Source organism: Pleurocapsa minor HA4230-MV1, assembly GCA_019359095.1.
Lineage (GTDB): Bacteria > Cyanobacteriota > Cyanobacteriia > Cyanobacteriales > Xenococcaceae > Waterburya > Waterburya minor.
This window is the reverse complement of the sequence record JAHHHZ010000035.1, coordinates 1-17,980: the sequence shown is the minus strand read 5'-3', so window position 1 is coordinate 17,980 and position 17,980 is coordinate 1. Positions and strand designations below refer to the sequence as shown.

Genomic DNA, 17,980 nt, shown 5'->3' with positions numbered 1-17,980 from the left:
TAAACAAATAATTACATAAGAATAAGCCAGGGTAATTTTTACCTTGGCTTTTTGTTGCATAAATAATTGCTTTTCAGTCGAGACTTCTCTAGATATTCCCGATCGCTTTATATTTTAAAACTATTAAAGCCGATCAATTAAAACTATGACTACTGCTTTACAAATAAAAGACTTCACTATTACCGCAGCAGAAATTATTCCTTTATTAGATAATTATCGTCTGTTACCACAGTTTTTACGGGAAGTAATTATCGATCGCGCTATTGCTAATATTGAATATACCGCAGCAGAATTTAATCATGTCTATCAAGAGTTTACGCAACAATATCAGTTAGATTCAGTAGCAAAAGTAGAGGCTTGGCTCAACAAAATGAATATGACCAAAACTCAGTTAGAGACTCGAATGATTAGAAATATTAAGCTTGATAAATTTAAACAAGAGCAATGGGGACATCAGCTAGAATCTTATTTTTTAGAGCGTAAATTGGCTTTTGAAAAAGCGATTTTTTCTTTAATTAGAGTTAAATCACCAGGAATGGCAACAGAACTATATCATCGTATTCAAGAAGGGGAAAATTCTTTTGCTGAACTAGCCAAATTATATTCTCTGGGGGAAGAAGCTAATAAGAATGGTTTAGTCGGTTTGGTGAAGCTGATCGATCTCCATCATGTTTTGGCTCAAATGCTTCATCGTAGCCAACCAGGACAACTATTACCCCCCAGACAAATTGAAGATCATTGGGTAATTGTACGTCTAGAACAATATTTTCCAGCGAGACTAGATCGAGCAATGCGCGAACGGCTATTAAACGAATTATGCGATCGCTGGCTAGAAAAGCAATTAGTCACCATTGATAGTAGTAAAATTCAAGCAGTGTAGTTCTTTATTCCTGATTCCCCAATTTAATGCCCAAAGAACGCAACCATAAACCCAAAGCTGATATCTTAGCGATCGATGACACTCCAGAAAACTTGGCTTTGTTGTCTCAAATGTTGACGGAAAAGGGTTATAAAGTTCGTAGCGTCACTAAGGGTTCTACTGCGATTAGAGGGGCAAAAGCTGTACCTCCAGACTTAATTTTGCTAGATGTGAAAATGCCAGAAATGAATGGCTATGAGGTATGTCAACAACTTAAAGCAGACGATCGCACTCGTGATATTCCCATTATTTTTATTAGTGCGTTAGGAGATGTATTTGATAAGGTCAAAGCGTTTCAGGTGGGTGGAGTAGACTATATTACCAAGCCGTTTCAAGTGGAGGAAGTCTTAGCCAGATTAAACACTCATTTAACTATTCACAATCTACAGATTAAGCTTGAACTGCAAAATAGCCAATTACAGCAGCAAATCGCCGAAAAAAACGCAGCAGAAGACAAGTTTGCTAAAGCCTTTCGTGCTTGTCCCAATCCGATTGCGATCGCTACTTACGACTCAGGACAAATACTAGAAATTAATCAAAGTTTTTTGCACATGAGTGGTTATAACGCAGGAGAACTAATTAACCAGAAAATTGAACAGATTTACTCCAGTTCGGCTTTAGCAGTATACCAGCAAGCATTACAAAAGTCCGATTCCCAGGGGTTTATTCACAACCTAGAATTAGAATTTCCGACAAAATCGGGTCAAGTAAAAACAGTATTACTTTCAATGGAGTTAATTGAACTAGATGGAACTAAATGCACCCTCCAAATTTTGAACGATATTACCGAACGCAAACGCCTAGAAAATGAATTTATCTCCTTAGTCAGTCATGAACTACGAACTCCCATGACTTCGACGATTGGCGCGTTAGATTTATTAAATTCTGGTCAATTAGGTACATTAAGCGATCGCGGTAAGCAAATCCTCCAGGTAGCCATACGCAATAGCGAACGTTTAATCCGCTTGGTTAACGATATCCTCGATCTAGAACGAATGAAATCAGGCAAAATTGCGATCGAATTAACACGGTGCAACCTACAATCATTACTGATTCAAGCTACAGAAACTATGCAAGCAATGGCAGAAAAAGCTCAAGTTCAGTTGATCCTAGAAGAACCTTGTGATGTCGTTCTACACCTAGATTCAGACCGCATATTGCAAACATTAACCAACTTACTCAGTAATGCAATTAAATTTACCAAACCTGGCGGTAGAGTTAACTTAAAAGCTAGCGTTCAACAAGATTTCTGTCAAATAATTATTCAAGATACAGGTAGAGGTATCCCTAAAGATAAACTAGAGTCGATATTTGAACGTTTCCAACAGGTAGATGCTTCAGATTCTCGTAGTAAAGGAGGAACAGGCTTGGGACTAGCGATCTGTCGTCATATTGTTGAAGGACATAACGGCAAGATTTGGGTCGAGAGTAGATTAGGTGAAGGGAGTAGGTTTTATATTAGTTTGCCTTTAATAGGAAATAGGAAATAGGAAATAGGAAGTAGGAAATAAGAAATAGGAAGTAGGAAGTAGGAAATAAGAAATAAAAAGTATAGTCATTCTAAAAATGTTAGGAGCTTAAGGTAACATTAAATTAAATGCAAATCTAGTGTTAATAAGCTGATGATTAATCTTAGTCGAGATATTCAATCTCTTTCTACTTTTAAACGCAACACCAATGAAATTATCAAACAAATGAAAGCGACGGGTAGTCCCTTGGTATTAACAGTCAACGGAAAGGCAGAGTTAGTGGTGCAAGACGCTGAAGCTTATCAAAAATTGTTGGATAAAATTGACCGCCTAGAAACTCTTGTTGGTAAACGAAAAGAATTAACAGAAGATACATCATCTTCAAATTTACTAGATCTTTATAGTGCCGCTGCTGATATTGAATTTGCGGTTGACGATCGCGGAATTTGTGATGAGATGAATGAGTAGTAAAACACTTGACGATTTATTTTCATCTCTTAAATTAATCGAACAAAATCCCAATAATTTTAATTATTTTGAAGATTTTGAAAATGTTGTTGGTCAAATCGGAGCGTTAAAAGATTCTGATTGCATTCCTCTTCTTATACAATTTCTAAACGATAAGTCTGGAGAATGGGATTTGATGTACGGAATTATTCATACAATTGAAATATTCGACATCAAAACATATATCGAAAAGATATTAATATCGTCTCCGCATCTTTATAGAAATTCTCCTGAATGGGGTTCTATGATTTTCATGAGAATTCTCAATTCCGATGAATACAAAGTTGAGTTAATTAGACAGTTAAGAGAAGCTTCTATGATTATTAAAGAATCTGTAAAAAATATTATGGAAGAAATCAATAAAGAAAGTCCAGAATTTTTAGCAAAAACGGTTTCTGTAACTGTAGCTGCTACAGTGTAAAATCTATTTTGCAACTAAGAGCGATCGCTCATGGAAATATCATTTTTAAATAAAGTTCTCAGATATTAAAATACAAAAGGACTTTACTAGAGGACAAAACAAAATATCTTGATTTTTTAATATTATGAGCAAAAAACTGGAAGGAGAGCTACTTACTTTTTCAGGAATGAGCTATGAAGATGTAGTCTCAAATGACTTGTTTAACAGTTTATTCCAATCAAAACAGCTTGAACAAATAGAAGATAGATACTATCTAGATTCACCAACAAAAGGCATATCTTTAATTTTGTTTTCTAATCTGAAGATAAAAACTTTTCACTTATATGCTGAAGGGATTCAAGGATACAAGCAATATACAAATGATGATATATTTAAAGTCTCATTCAATATGCCACAAGAGCAAGTACACAAAATTTTTGGTCAACCTGACAAAAGTGGAAAAGCGGAAAGAATTCCCATATTAGGACAAAGTTTTCCCTGGGAAATATATGAATTTGAGAACGCTAAGTTACATTTTGAATATTCTAACGATTTTCAAAAGATACGTCTAATAACAGTTAGCTGTAGCGACCCAAAATAAGAATCACTTCGACCTGAAATAATGGCGTTTTTGAGACCAGATTAAGGGTCTTGCACACTTTTGGTGATCCAAGAAAAAAGGCGATCGCTACAACCAAAAATGGTAATAAAGAAAGATTTTATGAGTAAATAGAATGAGAGCTAAAAAAGCGGTTATTTATGTCAGAAAATTACCCTCTCAATAATTCTCGCCTACTACAACATCTATTACCTGATTTTTTTGTCTTCAAATAATTTCTTGGTCAATCAGTGAAACAGACAATAGACTAACGATACAAGTCAAAACACAGAACATACAAGCAGTTTGTCCAATTTGTAATTCAACAAGCGATCGTGTTCATAGTAATTATCAGCGATCGCTACTAGATGTAGCTTGGGGTAATTATCAAGTCTGCTTAAAGCTTTCAACTCAGAAATTCTTCTGCTCAAACTCGAATTGTGAGCGTCGAATTTTTACGATTAGATTGCCCGAAATAGCTGCACCTTGGGCAAGAAGAACACAACGATTAAATATTCAACTGACCAAAGTAGCCCTGGCTCAAGGAGGATTACCAGGCTCGCGTTTAACTCAGCACTTGTCCGTTAAAATTAGTCGTCAAACCTTACTCAGATTAGTGATGAAGATGCCACTACCATCCTATGCTGTACCAAAAGTTCTAGGAGTCGATGATTGGGCTTATCGTAAACGCCACACCTACGGTACTATTTTGGTAGATTTGTCAACTCGCCAACCAATAGATTTACTGTCAGACCGTACAGCTTCGACTTTAGCTGAGTGGTTAAAAGAACATCCTGGAGTAGAAATTATTTCCAGAGATCGAGCGAAAGCTTATAAAGAAGGAGCATCAAGAGGATGTCCAGAAGCCATTCAGGTAGCAGACCGCTTTCATCTACTACAAAATTTAGCCCAAATGTTAGAAGTAGTGTTAAACCAACATCGAACATTACTGAAAAATGTGGAAGACGAGACTAATAATTGTCCGATTGTTGAATCTGAAAAAGTTATAGCTCAACCTATACAACCACCTCCTAATCCTATAGATGCTATTAAACTTGCCGCAGTACGGCGCGAACCAAGAAAGGAAAAATATGACCAAGTATGGGCTTTACACAAAAAAGGTTATAAGGGAAAAGCCATTGCTCGTCATTTAGAAATTGGGAAAAGCACGGTTTTTCGGTATCTACGTAGCCCAGTTTTTCCTGAGAGAAAAGGCAGAAGTGATAAAGGACGTGGCAAGGTTACTCCTTACAATAAATATCTTCAGTCACGATGGAATTCTGGTTGTCATGATACTCAAAAACTTTATGCTGAAATTAAAGAACAAGGCTATCAAGGTAGTTATGTTACTTTAGCCAGATATACTCGTCGTCTGCGTCAAGCACAGGGATTGAAACCAAGAGAAAAGCCCAACAAGGCATTGCCTCTTGTGTTTGAACCAAAGAAATCAATGATGACTGTGCGCCAGGCAGTATGGCTAATTTTACGCCCAACTACAAAACACAGTGAAGCTGAAAAATTAGCAATTGAATTATTAAAGAAGCAACACCCAGACCTAAATACAGCAATTTCTCTAGCTGTAGACTTTGCAGATTTAGTTCGTCGAAGACAACCAGATCGATTAGATAAATGGTTGAAAAATGCAGAGGGAAGTCAAATAAAAGCCATTACTGGTTTTGTCACTAAATTGAAAGATGATTTAGATGCAGTTAGGAATGGAGTGACTCTTAAATGGAGTAATGGACAAGTAGAAGGACAGGTTAACCGTCTTAAAATGCTCAAGAGACAAATGTATGGGCGTGCCAGTCATGAACTGTTGAAGAAACGATATTTATGTCCTATTTAGCGATCGCCATTTTTCTCAGCTCACCAAAATTGTGCAAGACCCCACATTAAATGAGAATAGACCCAGATTATTTTGAGACTGATCCGAAATAACATCCCTTGACCCACATTAAGGGGCAGATCTGGCAAAGCTGTCACAAAGTGTGTCTAGCTCAAAACCCTTGCTATGTAAGGATTTAAAGCCATTGTTTTTACAATTTAGCGATCGCTAGATTATAGTAGTTTTTGCAGCCTTTGACTAATATCTGCAAAAGGTGAACTAAATGTAAATAATTACACAAAAAATCGCCGTAAATTCTCTAAATATTCCCGATCGCAGTTTAGATTAATTAAATTAAATTGAATTTAATTATGGCAGCCAAACAACATGAGCAAAAGCATTTTAATTATTGATGACGAAGAAGATGTCAAAGACATCGCCCAGATGGGATTAGAACTGGTAACAGATTGGCAGGTGATTACAGCCAGTACAGGCAAAGAAGGATTAGATTTAGCCACCAGTAGCCAACCAGAGGTAATTTTATTAGATTTAATGATGCCTGAATGGGATGGAATAGAAACCCTTAAACATCTCAAAGCCAATCAAAGTACAGCCGCTATTCCTGTGATTCTGATGACTGCTAAAACCCAATCAGCGATCGCTCCTGAACTGGCTGAATTAGATTTAGCTGGAGTAATCACCAAACCATTTCGTCCTTTAGAGTTACCAGAACAAATAAATCAGATTTTGAGTAATTATTGATAAAAACATTAAAAAGATTAATAAGTTTTGTCGATCGCCGATCGCTCTTTGCTAAGAATTCAGGCGATCGCTATGGTAATACAATAGATTAAACTTTTTGTTATTTATTAACTATTGATATTTTCAAATAAAATACATTGATATATTTAGATGTATTTAATATATTGTAACTTTAATACTTAAACCATTCAAAGTAAAATATTCATGACAATTAAATAAGAATAATTTTGGGTGTAAGGTTTATAAATGAAAAAGTCAGGCGCTTTATTTATCATGGGAATTTCTGTTTTTCTGCTGGATACGCCTCAAGTTACAGCACAAGTAGTTGAATCTGACAATAAGTTTATAGAGAATTATAAAGCTAATAATACTAATAGCGATCGCGATCGAATTGACCGACAAAATAACTCGGACAATGATCTAGGTCAAATAGTAAACGTAGAGAGTTTGCGGGATGTTGCCCCTACAGATTGGGCTTATGCAGCCCTCACCAGCCTAGTAAATCGCTATGGCTGTATTGCAGGTTTTCCCGATCGCACATTTAGAGGTAGCCAACCCTTGACTCGTTATGAATTTGCTGCTGGTTTAAACAGCTGTTTAAATCAAATTGAACGTTTAATCGCTAGCAATAAAAGTGTTAGCCCAGAAGATTTAGCAACCATTCAAAGTTTGCAACAGAAGTTTAGCACAGAATTAGAGTCTCTCAGCAATAGAGTAGATAATCTTAGTGAGAGAACGGCTTTACTGGAAGACAACCAATTTTCTACTACCACCAAATTAACTGGTGAAGCTATTTTCTCCTTAGCTGGTGCAACTGGGGGAAATCCAGAAGCGGGAGACGATCCTCAAATTGTTTTTAACGATCGCCTCCGTCTGACTTTGAATACCAGCTTCTCTGGTAAAGACTTATTAATTACGGGTATACAGGCTAATAATTTTGGCGGTGCCATAGATGGTTCTGGTAGCATTCAAAATAGCTTGTTTCCTACAGAATCTTTCCTAAGTGCTGGCTCGACCAAACTTAGTTTTGAACCTCAGTTTCCTCGCTTCAATCCGCAGGATATCTCCGAAGAGAAAGACAAGAATTCGGTCGATCTTTACAAACTACTTTACATTTTTCCTTCGGGTTTAGATAAAGTTACTTTGTTCGCAGGAACGGCAGCCGAAGCTTCCGATGCTTTCCCCACTATTATTCCTTTTGCCGACGAAGGACAGGGAGCCGTTTCTCGATTTGCTGCTTTAAATCCAGTGCTACGGGTATCGGGAGGAACTTCCCAAACTGGATTAGCCTCGGCAACGGGATTTATTTGGAATATCTCCGATCAAATAGACTGGCGAGCTTTATACGCTAGCGTTAACGCTGCTATTCCCGAAAAAGGAGATAACAATGTTTTAGGTGCAGGGCTATTTAGTGGCAGTATGTTAGCTTCAACTCAATTGACCCTGAAGCCGAGAGAGAATATCGATTTAGGTTTGAACTATGCTTATAGCTATCATGAAATAGACATATTAGCCACAGGACTAAATAGTTCTTCGGAAACTCCTTTAGCAATTCCTAATCGAACTGTTAATCCAGATGGAACTGTCGATGTCGGCGGTATTTTGGATACGCCCGTACATATTCATTCCCTCGGAACTTCTTTTAACTGGAATATTTTGCCTGATTTGGCTTTGACAGGATATGGATCTTACTTTTTTGTTGATTCTGTATCTGGCCCAGAGGCTTCTTCAGAATTGCTCAGTTGGATGACAGGTGTTTCTGTTAAAGATTTATTGCAGGAAGGAAATACCGCAGGACTCATTTTTGGACAACCCTTAAACCGAGTTAATGCTGGTGGTGCAGCACAACTAACAGAACCCGATGTCGAGCGAGGAATACCTTATCACTTAGAAGTTTTCTATAATTATAAAGTTAACGATAATTTAAGTCTGACCCCTGGGTTGTTTGTTTTGTTTAATCCAGAAGGTAATAAGAATAACGATACTACTACGGTAGGTGTTTTGCGAACTACTTTCGCCTTTTAAGTTTTTATCGCTTTTTGATCATCTTCGCTCAATTTAAGATGCGTTTTCCCTGGATCTAATGCAGCTTTGATATAAAGAATGTAAGGTTGTACCATCTTGGCTAAATTCAGCTATGGCACAGTCAAAAGCAATTTGAAAACGTTCTGGCTGAGGACTTTGGGCTTGTTCGGCAACCTCTAGGCTTTCTGGTGCAGTAAATATTTGTTTTCTTAAAACACTGAGCAGTTCGCTTAAATGTTCTTTAGCCTGGGTTGTGTCTAAATTAGGCATCCCAATCACAAAATCTCCACTGTCCCAATAGCCTGTAATTTCATCATTACGACAAGTGGCTCGAATGATTTTACCCCATTGCGCCAAAATGCGATCGCCTATTCCATGACCATATTGGAAGTTGATTTGCTCTAGTTCAGTTATTTTAAGTACTGCTAAACAAAATGGTTGATGAAGATTTTGAGCTTGCTGTAACAAACTTTCGATTTCTCGACTGCTTTGAGTACGATTTTTTAATCTTGTTAGGGGATCTTGGGTAGCAAGATTATGTAACAAACGGCTGCGATCTAATCGGTTATTAATCCTGGCGATTAATGCTGCGCCAACTGTGGGTTTAGAAATATAGTCATCCCCCCCGATCTCAAATATTTGTTGAATAGTTTTGGCATCCTGTCGTGCAGTGAGAAATAATACAGGTAGTTCTTGCCAGTCTGGATCGCTACGAAGTACTTGACACAGTTCAATCCCATCGATTTGAGGCATTTCTATATCGAGAATTACTAGATCGGGTTGGGTTGCTTCTAATACCTCCCAAAAGTGTAAAGGTTCTGCTAAAGTGCTGACTTTAATTCCCCAAGGTTCCAGGATGGAGCGCAAGGTGTCTAGGAAGACATCATCATCATCGACGATTAAGATAGATGCGATCGCTGATTGATTCTGTTCGATTAACCTAGAAGTAGTTTGCCAAATTTTTCCTGGAGTAACGGGTTTGGCTAAAAAGCTACTTGCACCCATACGAGTAGCCGTAAGGCGATCGCTTAAACTACTAGTAGAAGATAAAACTATTGTTGGTATTAAAGGAGTATGAGAATTTAATTGACTGATTAAAGCTAAATATTCTGCTCGATTAGTAGTTGCTTCAGTATCTATTACTACTACATAAGCAAAATTATTGGCTAACCAAATCTCGGCTTGGGTAATATTATCTACTTGATGCCAAGCTAACCCTTGAGTCATACTTAGCTGCTGTAATTTTTGCTTTAACTGAGTATCAGTAGAAATTAACAATAAATTTGTCTCGGTAATAGTTTTGCTAGTTAAGGTTTCATCCAGTGCTAATAAACTATCTAAATCTGTTACTAAAGCAATAAATTGTTCTCGTTGTTGAGTATCTAAAACCGAATTATTTTGCAGCAAAGTTTCGATCTCACGGGCAATATTTGTGCCTACATCTCTAGAGAACATGCCTAAAACTCCCGCTAGTTTATGGGCTGATTGTTGGGCATCTTGTTGCAATTGGGGGGATAAATTAGCTTGTTTAACTCTAGATACAGCTTGTTGAAGTACTTTCAGGCGCTCAGACATCTTATTTTGATACTTAAGCCACATTTGTTCCATCTTCAGATTAAACTGTTGCTCGACAGAAGCAGAACTAGGAGAAATATTCTTATCAGCTTGCTCAGATTCAGCAACTTTTGGATTAAGACGATAGCCAATACCGTAAACATTCTCAATCCAATCAACCACCCCTGCTTGTTTGAGTTTTTTGCGTAATCCTTTGATATGTGCCTTGACGCTTTCTTCCAATGGTGGATCGTCAAATGTCCAGATTTTATCTAAAATTTGCGATCGACTAAATACCTGTGCAGGGTTGCGCAAAAATATTTCTAATAAACTATATTCTTTAGCTGTAAGTTTAATTGACTGTTGTTGATAACTAACCTCGCAACTATTAGGATCCAAAATAAGTCCATTAACATTTAAAACACTAGTAGTAGCGACTTCTCCCCTACGGGATAATGCTCTTACTCTGGCGTTTAATTCTCCTAAGTCCAAGGGTTTGATTAAATAATCATCCGCCCCCGCATCCAAGCCCAAGATCCGATCCTGACTAGCATTCTTAGCTGTCATCAACAGAATGGGGGTTTTATAACCTGCCGATCGCATTTTTTCGCAGAGGCTAACTCCATCCAAACCTGGCAAATTAACATCGAGCAAAACCAGTTCATACTCTCCAGTTTGGACATACTCCCAACCCATCTGTCCATCTTCTGCAACTTCGACTACATGACGTTGGCTAGAGAGAGAACGTTTAAGTACTTCTATTAAGATGCTGTCATCGTCAACTACTAAAATTCTCATAAGATTAATAAGTCTAATGTGAATTAAAGAAAAGTGAGGAAAAGACTGAAGCTAAAAGTTATCAAGCTTCTCATCAAAGATCTTTTCTCATCAATAGCATAAACTTTGAAAGTCTTATAATAATTTTCTTTCTTCTAATAATTAGAGAATTGTTCCTTGAAGTGACAATTTGCGATCGCAGTTAGAAGAGTATTTAGGAATGAGGCGAAAGGTTTTATAGTCGTACACAGTTAGATTAGGACGATTAGAGTGATCGACTCGTAGGTAGTAGGTAGTAGGTAGTAGGTAGTAGTAAAGAACGTCCTAAAGGATATGCTCTAAAGGATTCCGCTTCGCATATAGCTTCGCGTCGGGGATTTGAAGCAACAATCATCTTTCTACTCCCCTATTTCCTATTGCCTATTTCCTATTTCCTATTTCCTACTTCCTACTCCCCTATTTCCTATTTTTTAGTCACAACTGATTGTTCAACTGTCTGTAAAACACGCGCTTCGAGTTCTTGAGGTAAAGGAATATAGCCTAGCTCTGTAGAATATTGGTCACCACTGCTTAAAGCCCAGTTAACAAATCCCTGGAGTGCTTGGGCAGTAGTTGGTTCTTCGTATTCTGGATACAGCAGCAACCAGGTCATCCCAGCAATAGGATAGGCTTGGGGATTAGCAGGATCGGCAACTGTCAAAGCAAAATCTTCAGGAACTGTTTCTCCTTCAAAGACTAATGATGCTGTTTCAGGAGAAGGTGCAATTATATTACCAGCTTTGTTTTCGATCGCCGCTGCGGTCATGCCATTTTCGTTAGCGTAGGCATACTCTACATAACCTATACCGCCTTCAGTCTGAGCTACTTGAGCCGCGATACCTTCGTTCCCCTTAGCCCCAACACCACCAGGCCATTCTACAGTTTTATCTGCACCACCCTGCCAATTAGGACAAGCTGCTTGTAGGTGACTGGTAAATAAGAAAGTTGTCCCACTACCATCAGAGCGATGAATCCAAGAAATAGGTGTATCGGGTAAAGTTGCGTTGGGATTAGCTTGAGCGATCGCTGGATCGTTCCATTGAGTGATTTCGCCGTTGGCAATGCCACAATAAGTAGTGCGGGGCAACTCTAAATTATCTACCCCAGGCAAGTTATAGGCAAAAACCACACTCCCAGCAGTCATCGGCACTTGAATTGGCGCTTGACCGAAAGTTGATTCAAAAGTGGCACGCTCTTCTTCGGTTAGAGGTACATCAGAAGCACCAAAGTCTACTGTACCTTGGAGATATTGCTCGACACCAGCGCCACTACCGACAGACTGATAGCTAATTTCAATTCCAGGGTTTAGCTTGTTATATTCGGAAAACCAACGTTGATAAAGAGGAGCAGGGAAAGATGCTCCAGCACCAGTTAAACTAGCTTCAATTCCAGCATCCTGAGCATTGGCTGGTGAATTATTAGTTAGATCGATACTTTGGGTAAGTAATATTAAAGATAAAGCGGAAACTGTAGTTAAACAGAATCTTCGAGTAATTTTAAATGTCATTTAATCTAGAGATTTTTTGAGGTTCGTTTTCTCAATATCAAAGAATATGCTATCTAGGTAAAGGGAAATTTAAGCTTTGGTTATAATTTACCTAAGAACCTCAAAGTTTTATTGCTTTTCTGAAAGTTTGCAACTTATCCTCATTTTTAACACAAGTAATCAATAAAATCGATAACTTTATCGCAATTTGTTTCAAAATCGTAACTTTAGATCGGCTCAAACTAAAATTATTCTTTAGTTTTTAGTTGTACGAGTTAAAATTAATAAAATAATCCCCGAAAATAATATGTTGCCTATCGTTCGGAATCTACTAGTAGTCGGCGAATCGATTAATTTTAATACAGCAACTAACGAGGAATTAGTATCAGCCTATAGTGAAATTTTGCCGCCTAATGCTCAAGAATTAATGGGATTGAGAAAAAAACTGCAAAGGATTACGTCTACTCTCTCTAAAACCCCTAATATGGGTTGGTCTCAATTTGGTAGCTTGATTGGTCGGGAATTTCAAGAATCTCTTTATAAATCGGAAAGATAAGTAGGTGGGTGTAATTAAATTGAAAATGAGGTTAGGGAGTAACAAGTAACGAGTAACGAGTAACAAATAGCTCTAAGGGCAGGGATTTGATCAATTATTTTGCCTACCTACTTAATTAGTGCGATTTTTAGCGAGAAATTTGGGTATTTTGTGGCTATTTACCCGATTTAATTCAAATTAGAACAAATTTGCCATAGTCGAATAATTCCCGACTCGTCACAACCGCCGATTGTTTGACCATCAGGGGCAAAGGCGATCGCTCCTGTTTGCCAATGAGGAGTAGAAATAGCAGCGATTTCCACCTTAGTTGCCACACCCCAAAGTCGAATAGTTTGGTCGATGCTGCCACTGGCTAGGGTATTACCATCAGGACTAAAAGCGATCGCCCTAATGCCCTGTTTATGCCCCGTTAAAGTAGCTATTTCGGTTTGAGTCCTAACCCGCCATAGCTTAATGGTTTGATCTTGGCTACCGCTAGCCAGAATTTGACCGTCGGGACTAAAACTTAAAGATTCAATGGCTAACTGATGGGCGGGAAAAGTAGCTATTTCGGCTTGAGTTTCAACTTGCCAGAGTCGAATCAATTTGTCTGCGCCACCAGTAGCCAGGATTTTACCGTCGGGACTAAATGCTAAAGCATTAATAGCTAAATTATGGGCGGGGAAAATAGCTATTTCGGCTTGAGTTTCAACTTGCCAGAGTTTAATCGTTTTGTCTGCGCCACTACTAGCCATCTTGCCATCGACACTAAATACTAGAGCATTGGTTGCTAGCTTGTGTCCGATAAAAGCAGCAATTTCTGTCTGGGTCGATCTGTCCCACAGTTTAATAGTTTTATCTTGAGCTGCGCTGGCGAGAATTTGTCCGTCGGGACTAAATGCCAAGGCTAAAACTGGTGCAGAATGTCCAGGAAATTGCGATCGCTCGGTAGCAGCAACTAAATTCCAAAGGGTTTTAGGGGAAATTTTGGCGGAAACTGCGGGAGAAGCAGTCGGTTTCTGGAGAACAGTTGCTTTAAAGTCAATTTTGGTCGAGGCTGGGGGCGGATTAGTTTTGGCTGTCAGCGTATTTATTTGAGGCTTAGCAGAATGAGCAGTTTTGTTTTTGTCTACAGTTTCAACATTTATGGTCGAGGGAGTGGGCATTACGCTTTTATAGGGTAAACATTTAAACGTAAATTCAGGGCCCTCAGTACCCAAGATAATGCGATCGCCTGACTGTAATTTTTGCCGACCTTTAATTGTTAAATCATTAACTAAAGTGCCGTTAGTAGCACCAAGATCCTCGATTTCCCAGTGAGAACCTACTCGCTTAATCTGTGCGTGGCGACGAGATACGGTAATAAATTTAAACGGATCTAGAACAATCTGACAATCTGGAGAACGACCAATGACTATTATGCCCGTAAGAGGTAGAGAATATTGTTTGGTTACATCAGCATCTCCTTTAAAAATTAGTGATGCACAATTTCTTGGCTGATGACTCATAATTTCCTCTCCCTCAACGTCATATACTAATTCTATTTCTATTTAGAACTTCACTTGGTTCAACTAGAGCTATCACTGACTTGATTGGGATGAAAATAATTATAGATTTCCTGTGCCAAACCTGGCCCAATCCCAGGCGCTTCCGTCAGTTTGGCTACCGTCGCCTCGCGGATATAGTCAATAGAGTGAAAATGACCCAGGAGTTGCTTTTGACGCTGAAAGCCCAAGCCAGAAATGTCGGCTAAACGCGATCGCCTGCTGCTGGTTAGTCTTTGTTGACGGTGAAAGCTAACGGCAAAGCGGTGGGATTCGTCACGAACTCTTCTTAGTAGTTGTACTCCTGGCTGTTCTGCTTCTGTTTCCAAGGGTATGGACTCTCCTGGTAAAAAGATTTCTTCTCTTTTCTTAGCTAAACTTACCACCTTGACTACATCTAGTAAATCTAAATCTTGTAAAATCGTGACGACAGAAGATAGTTGTCCTTTACCACCGTCAATCATGATTAAATCGGGGAAGTCTTGCTGTTCGCCCACTTGGTGTTTGAACTCCAACCAAGGAATATTCTGTTCGGCTGCGCTACGCTGATACTTGCGAAAACGACGACCAATTACTTCTGCCATGCTGGCAAAATCATCGGAATGCCCAATTTGGACATCAGGATTTTTAATTTTGTAATGGCGATAATGTTGTTTGGCAGGAACACCATCGACAAACACTACCTGAGAAGCCACGGCATTAGAACCCTGAATATGGGAAATGTCGTATCCTTCAATCCGCTTGGGCAGTTCGGGCAGATCGAGAATAGTCGCTAAATCTTGTAATGCCTGAGTATTGCGATCGCTCACCCGTTGGGTACGCTCCAATTCAAAGTTGGCGTTGCGTTCCACCATTTCAATCAGTTCTGCCTTCGTCTGTCTTTGAGGATTAATTAAGCTTACCTTGCGCGCCTTGGTGGTACTCAACCAGTCGGTAAGAATCTCAGGTTCGGGTAATTCATGCTGCACTAAGATCTCGGTGGGAATTTCGACAGCTTCAACGGTAGTGTAATGTTCTTCTAATACCCGTTGTAAAATTGCTCCTGGCGTACCAGAACGAGCATCGGCAAAAAAGCCCAAACGACCTACCAACTTACCTGCACGGATTTGAAATAGCTGAATACAGCAGTGTTTATCGTCCGCAGCCAGAGCGATCGCATCACGGGAAACGGTATCATCGGGGAGGGCAACTTTTTGCTCGGCATTAAGACTATGTAAAGCTTTGATCTGATCGCGATATTGCGCTGCTTTTTCAAAGTCTAGTCGTTCTACCGCCTTGTCCATCTTGGCTTGCAGACTAGCTACTAGTTCATCACTTCTACCCTGAAATACCATCGCTACTTTCTGGACGATCTTTTTATAATCTTCAGGGGTGATCAACGACTGGCATACCCCTGGGCATCTACCCAGGTCATAATTGAGACAGGGACGATCTTTAAACAAAGGTTGACGACGCTGACGCAGGGGGAAAACTCGCTTGATGATATGCAGGGTATAGCGCAGCAGGCGAGTATCTACATAAGGGCCATAATAGCGATCGCGTTTTTGAGTCGCTCGACGTTTACGGGTAATAAAAATGCGGGGATAATCTTCTGACCAAGTGATGCAGACATAAGGATATTTCTTATCATCCTTGAGCAGGACGTTATAGTGTGGTTGATGCTGCTTAATTAAATTGGCTTCTAGGGCTAAGGCTTCAGCTTCCGTATCGGTGACAATAAATTCAATTTCCGCCACCTGACGCACCATCATCGCAATGCGATCGCTTAATTTTTGGGCCTGACGAAAATAAGAACGAACCCGCGCACGTAATTTCTTGGATTTACCAATATATAAAATATCGCCATTACTACTGCGCATGAAGTAGACTCCTGGTTCTGGGGGAATCTCTTGCAGACGGGCTTCTAGAAGTTCTGGCTGCTTTAATAAAGATTTAATTTCGATCGCTACACTCATAGGTTTAAATTACTTCCTATTAGTGATCATAGATTCCTCAGCCCCATTCGAGTCATATCTGCTCAAAAAATTTTACCGATAAGGGAGCTATAAGCTATAAGCTATAAGCTATAAGCCTTTTGTCTAGGTAATTTATGATATTTACTCATATTCCTGCTCAATATAAAACTGTTGACCGCAAACGCCAATTAGTCTTTGATGGGCAAGCTTATCCTTCTGTCAGCACAATTTTGGCAGCAACTAAACCTGAAGCAGATCGCCTTGCTTTGCAGAGATGGCGTAAACGGGTGGGATATGCACAAGCACAGCAAATTAGTACTCAAGCCTGTCGTCGTGGTACTTCACTTCATACGGCAATCAACTACTTTCTGATGGGGCAAGATTTACCCGCTGATGTGCCAGATAATCTTTATTGGCATTCAATCAAACCTGTTTTAGAATCTGTCTTGGAAGTTCACCTCTTAGAATCGGCGGTTTATCATGTCGAACAGGGTTATGCTGGGCGTTTAGACTGTTTGGGAACGTGGCAAGGGGAATTATGTGTATTTGACTGGAAAACTGCTTCTAAACCAAAAAAACTAGACTGGATTACTGATTATTGTCTCCAGGTTACCGCCTATACCGCTGCTGTCAATCACCTCTACAATGTCCAGATTGAGCGCGCTTTAATTGCGATCGCTCTTGAGGATCGAGCAGCCCAAATTTTCTTGCTCAATGCTGCTGATTTAAGTCATTATTGGCAAGAGTTTCTGGTGCGGTTGCGATTATGGCAGCAACAACAAGCCTAGTACCGCTACGCGGAAGTCAAAAGTCAAAAGTCAAAAGTACATATCCGAAGGTGTATTCTTTAGGACAAGGGTATAACATCAAAAATTTTTAATCTTAAAGCTTTCAAGATTTTTAAATAGCTGCTGCACTAGCTAAAAATTGCTTTTTGCGCCGACTTGCTAATAAAAAAGCTAATCCTTTAGAGTATCCGTGATAGACAAGCCTTAGCTTAGAGCTTAGAGCTACCCCTGTTAAGGTGAACGTTTGTACTGACTTTTCTAGCGTAAAAGGCGGGAGGTAGAGACATGAGGGTGTTTAGGATCATAAGTCGGTTTGGGTTTGGGTTTTTTCTGACCTCTGGGAGAAGAAGAAAAGCGTTTGAGATTCACAAAGCCTGCCCATTGTTTAAGAGTTTGGACCCTAAAGGACTAGCTTCGCGTCGCAAATTCAACCGTATTCATCTCAACCAAAGAAGACCAAAAAGGAGTTGGCAATGCGATCGCCATTCCTCTAAATGTTCCTTGAACTTCTTCGACCAAGTAATAGTCGGATAAACCTGCTTCGATTTTTCCGACTCCGTGAACAGATTTTAATGCTGCCTTGACGGTGGAGAGAATGTTGAAAGCCACTATTGCCAAACAAAAAACAAACAGAGTAGCTTTGGGATAGCCTAAAGTGTTCAATTCACAGTTATCCCTCTTATGTCACTCTCCGAGAATTAAAATAAAAGAATCAAAACTATAAGTAGCTAAAAGCCAGATAGAGCAATGGATGTAGAATTACAAATTCTCAAACATTTAAAGAGAGATGCTCAACC

General features: G+C 39.2%; 15 protein-coding genes. 10 read left to right on the top strand and 5 right to left on the bottom strand.

Annotation, left to right across the window (positions count from 1 at the left end; translation table 11 throughout):
- Positions 1-145 precede the first annotated feature (145 nt).
- The 8 genes from KME09_23625 to KME09_23590 all read left to right on the top strand — a co-directional run bounded on the left by KME09_23625 (position 146) and on the right by KME09_23590 (position 8,505).
- Positions 146-880, top strand: a complete 735-nt coding sequence (locus KME09_23625) for a peptidylprolyl isomerase (protein ID MBW4536925.1) — start codon at positions 146-148, stop codon at positions 878-880.
- Between the two features lie 26 nt (positions 881-906).
- Positions 907-2,409, top strand: a complete 1,503-nt coding sequence (locus KME09_23620) for a response regulator (protein MBW4536924.1) — start codon at positions 907-909, stop codon at positions 2,407-2,409.
- Between the two features lie 132 nt (positions 2,410-2,541).
- Complete coding sequence (locus tag KME09_23615) at positions 2,542-2,856, top strand: type II toxin-antitoxin system Phd/YefM family antitoxin (GenBank protein MBW4536923.1); 315 nt, start codon at positions 2,542-2,544, stop codon at positions 2,854-2,856.
- Positions 2,849-3,316 (top strand): hypothetical protein, encoded by a 468-nt coding sequence (locus tag KME09_23610; GenBank protein ID MBW4536922.1) that lies wholly within the window; start codon positions 2,849-2,851, stop codon positions 3,314-3,316. The genes KME09_23615 and KME09_23610 overlap by 8 nt, the downstream gene beginning before the upstream one ends.
- Positions 3,317-3,440: 124 nt before the next feature.
- The gene (locus KME09_23605) at positions 3,441-3,896 is read left to right on the top strand and encodes a hypothetical protein (protein MBW4536921.1); all 456 of its coding nucleotides are present in this window, start codon (positions 3,441-3,443) and stop codon (positions 3,894-3,896) included.
- Positions 3,897-4,125: 229 nt separating this feature from the next.
- Positions 4,126-5,739 carry an ISL3 family transposase gene (locus tag KME09_23600; protein MBW4536920.1) on the top strand — a complete coding sequence of 538 codons (1,614 nt, stop codon included), beginning with the start codon at positions 4,126-4,128 and terminating at the stop codon, positions 5,737-5,739.
- A 366-nt stretch (positions 5,740-6,105) separates the two neighbouring features.
- Positions 6,106-6,480, top strand: coding sequence for a response regulator (locus KME09_23595; GenBank protein MBW4536919.1), 375 nt, complete (start codon positions 6,106-6,108; stop codon positions 6,478-6,480).
- Positions 6,481-6,726: 246 nt separating this feature from the next.
- Complete coding sequence (locus KME09_23590; GenBank protein MBW4536918.1) at positions 6,727-8,505, top strand: iron uptake porin; 1,779 nt, start codon at positions 6,727-6,729, stop codon at positions 8,503-8,505.
- A 33-nt stretch (positions 8,506-8,538) separates the two neighbouring features.
- Here the strand turns inward: KME09_23590 and KME09_23585 are convergent, their stop codons facing one another.
- Both KME09_23585 and pstS read right to left on the bottom strand, forming a co-directional pair.
- Complete coding sequence (locus KME09_23585) at positions 8,539-10,857, bottom strand: response regulator (GenBank protein MBW4536917.1); 2,319 nt, start codon at positions 10,855-10,857, stop codon at positions 8,539-8,541.
- Positions 10,858-11,299: 442 nt separating this feature from the next.
- Complete coding sequence (gene pstS / locus KME09_23580; GenBank protein ID MBW4536916.1) at positions 11,300-12,382, bottom strand: phosphate ABC transporter substrate-binding protein PstS; 1,083 nt, start codon at positions 12,380-12,382, stop codon at positions 11,300-11,302.
- A gap of 286 nt (positions 12,383-12,668) precedes the next feature.
- Here pstS and KME09_23575 point away from each other — a divergent pair, with 286 nt between their 5' ends.
- Positions 12,669-12,917 (top strand): hypothetical protein, encoded by a 249-nt coding sequence (locus KME09_23575; GenBank protein MBW4536915.1) that lies wholly within the window; start codon positions 12,669-12,671, stop codon positions 12,915-12,917.
- Positions 12,918-13,084: 167 nt separating this feature from the next.
- Here KME09_23575 and KME09_23570 read toward each other — a convergent pair whose 3' ends face one another.
- Together KME09_23570 and uvrC are read right to left on the bottom strand one after the other, a co-directional pair.
- Positions 13,085-14,404 carry an FHA domain-containing protein gene (locus KME09_23570; GenBank protein ID MBW4536914.1) on the bottom strand — a complete coding sequence of 440 codons (1,320 nt, stop codon included), beginning with the start codon at positions 14,402-14,404 and terminating at the stop codon, positions 13,085-13,087.
- A 59-nt stretch (positions 14,405-14,463) separates the two neighbouring features.
- Entirely contained in the window at positions 14,464-16,395 is a 1,932-nt protein-coding gene (gene uvrC / locus KME09_23565) for an excinuclease ABC subunit UvrC (protein MBW4536913.1), read from the bottom strand.
- 134 nt (positions 16,396-16,529) lie between these two features.
- Here uvrC and KME09_23560 point away from each other — a divergent pair, with 134 nt between their 5' ends.
- Positions 16,530-17,183, top strand: coding sequence for a PD-(D/E)XK nuclease family protein (locus tag KME09_23560; protein MBW4536912.1), 654 nt, complete (start codon positions 16,530-16,532; stop codon positions 17,181-17,183).
- 408 nt (positions 17,184-17,591) lie between these two features.
- Here KME09_23560 and KME09_23555 read toward each other — a convergent pair whose 3' ends face one another.
- Positions 17,592-17,846: a hypothetical protein gene (locus KME09_23555; GenBank protein MBW4536911.1), complete on the bottom strand. Its 255-nt coding sequence runs from the start codon at positions 17,844-17,846 to the stop codon at positions 17,592-17,594.
- Positions 17,847-17,980 lie beyond the last annotated feature (134 nt).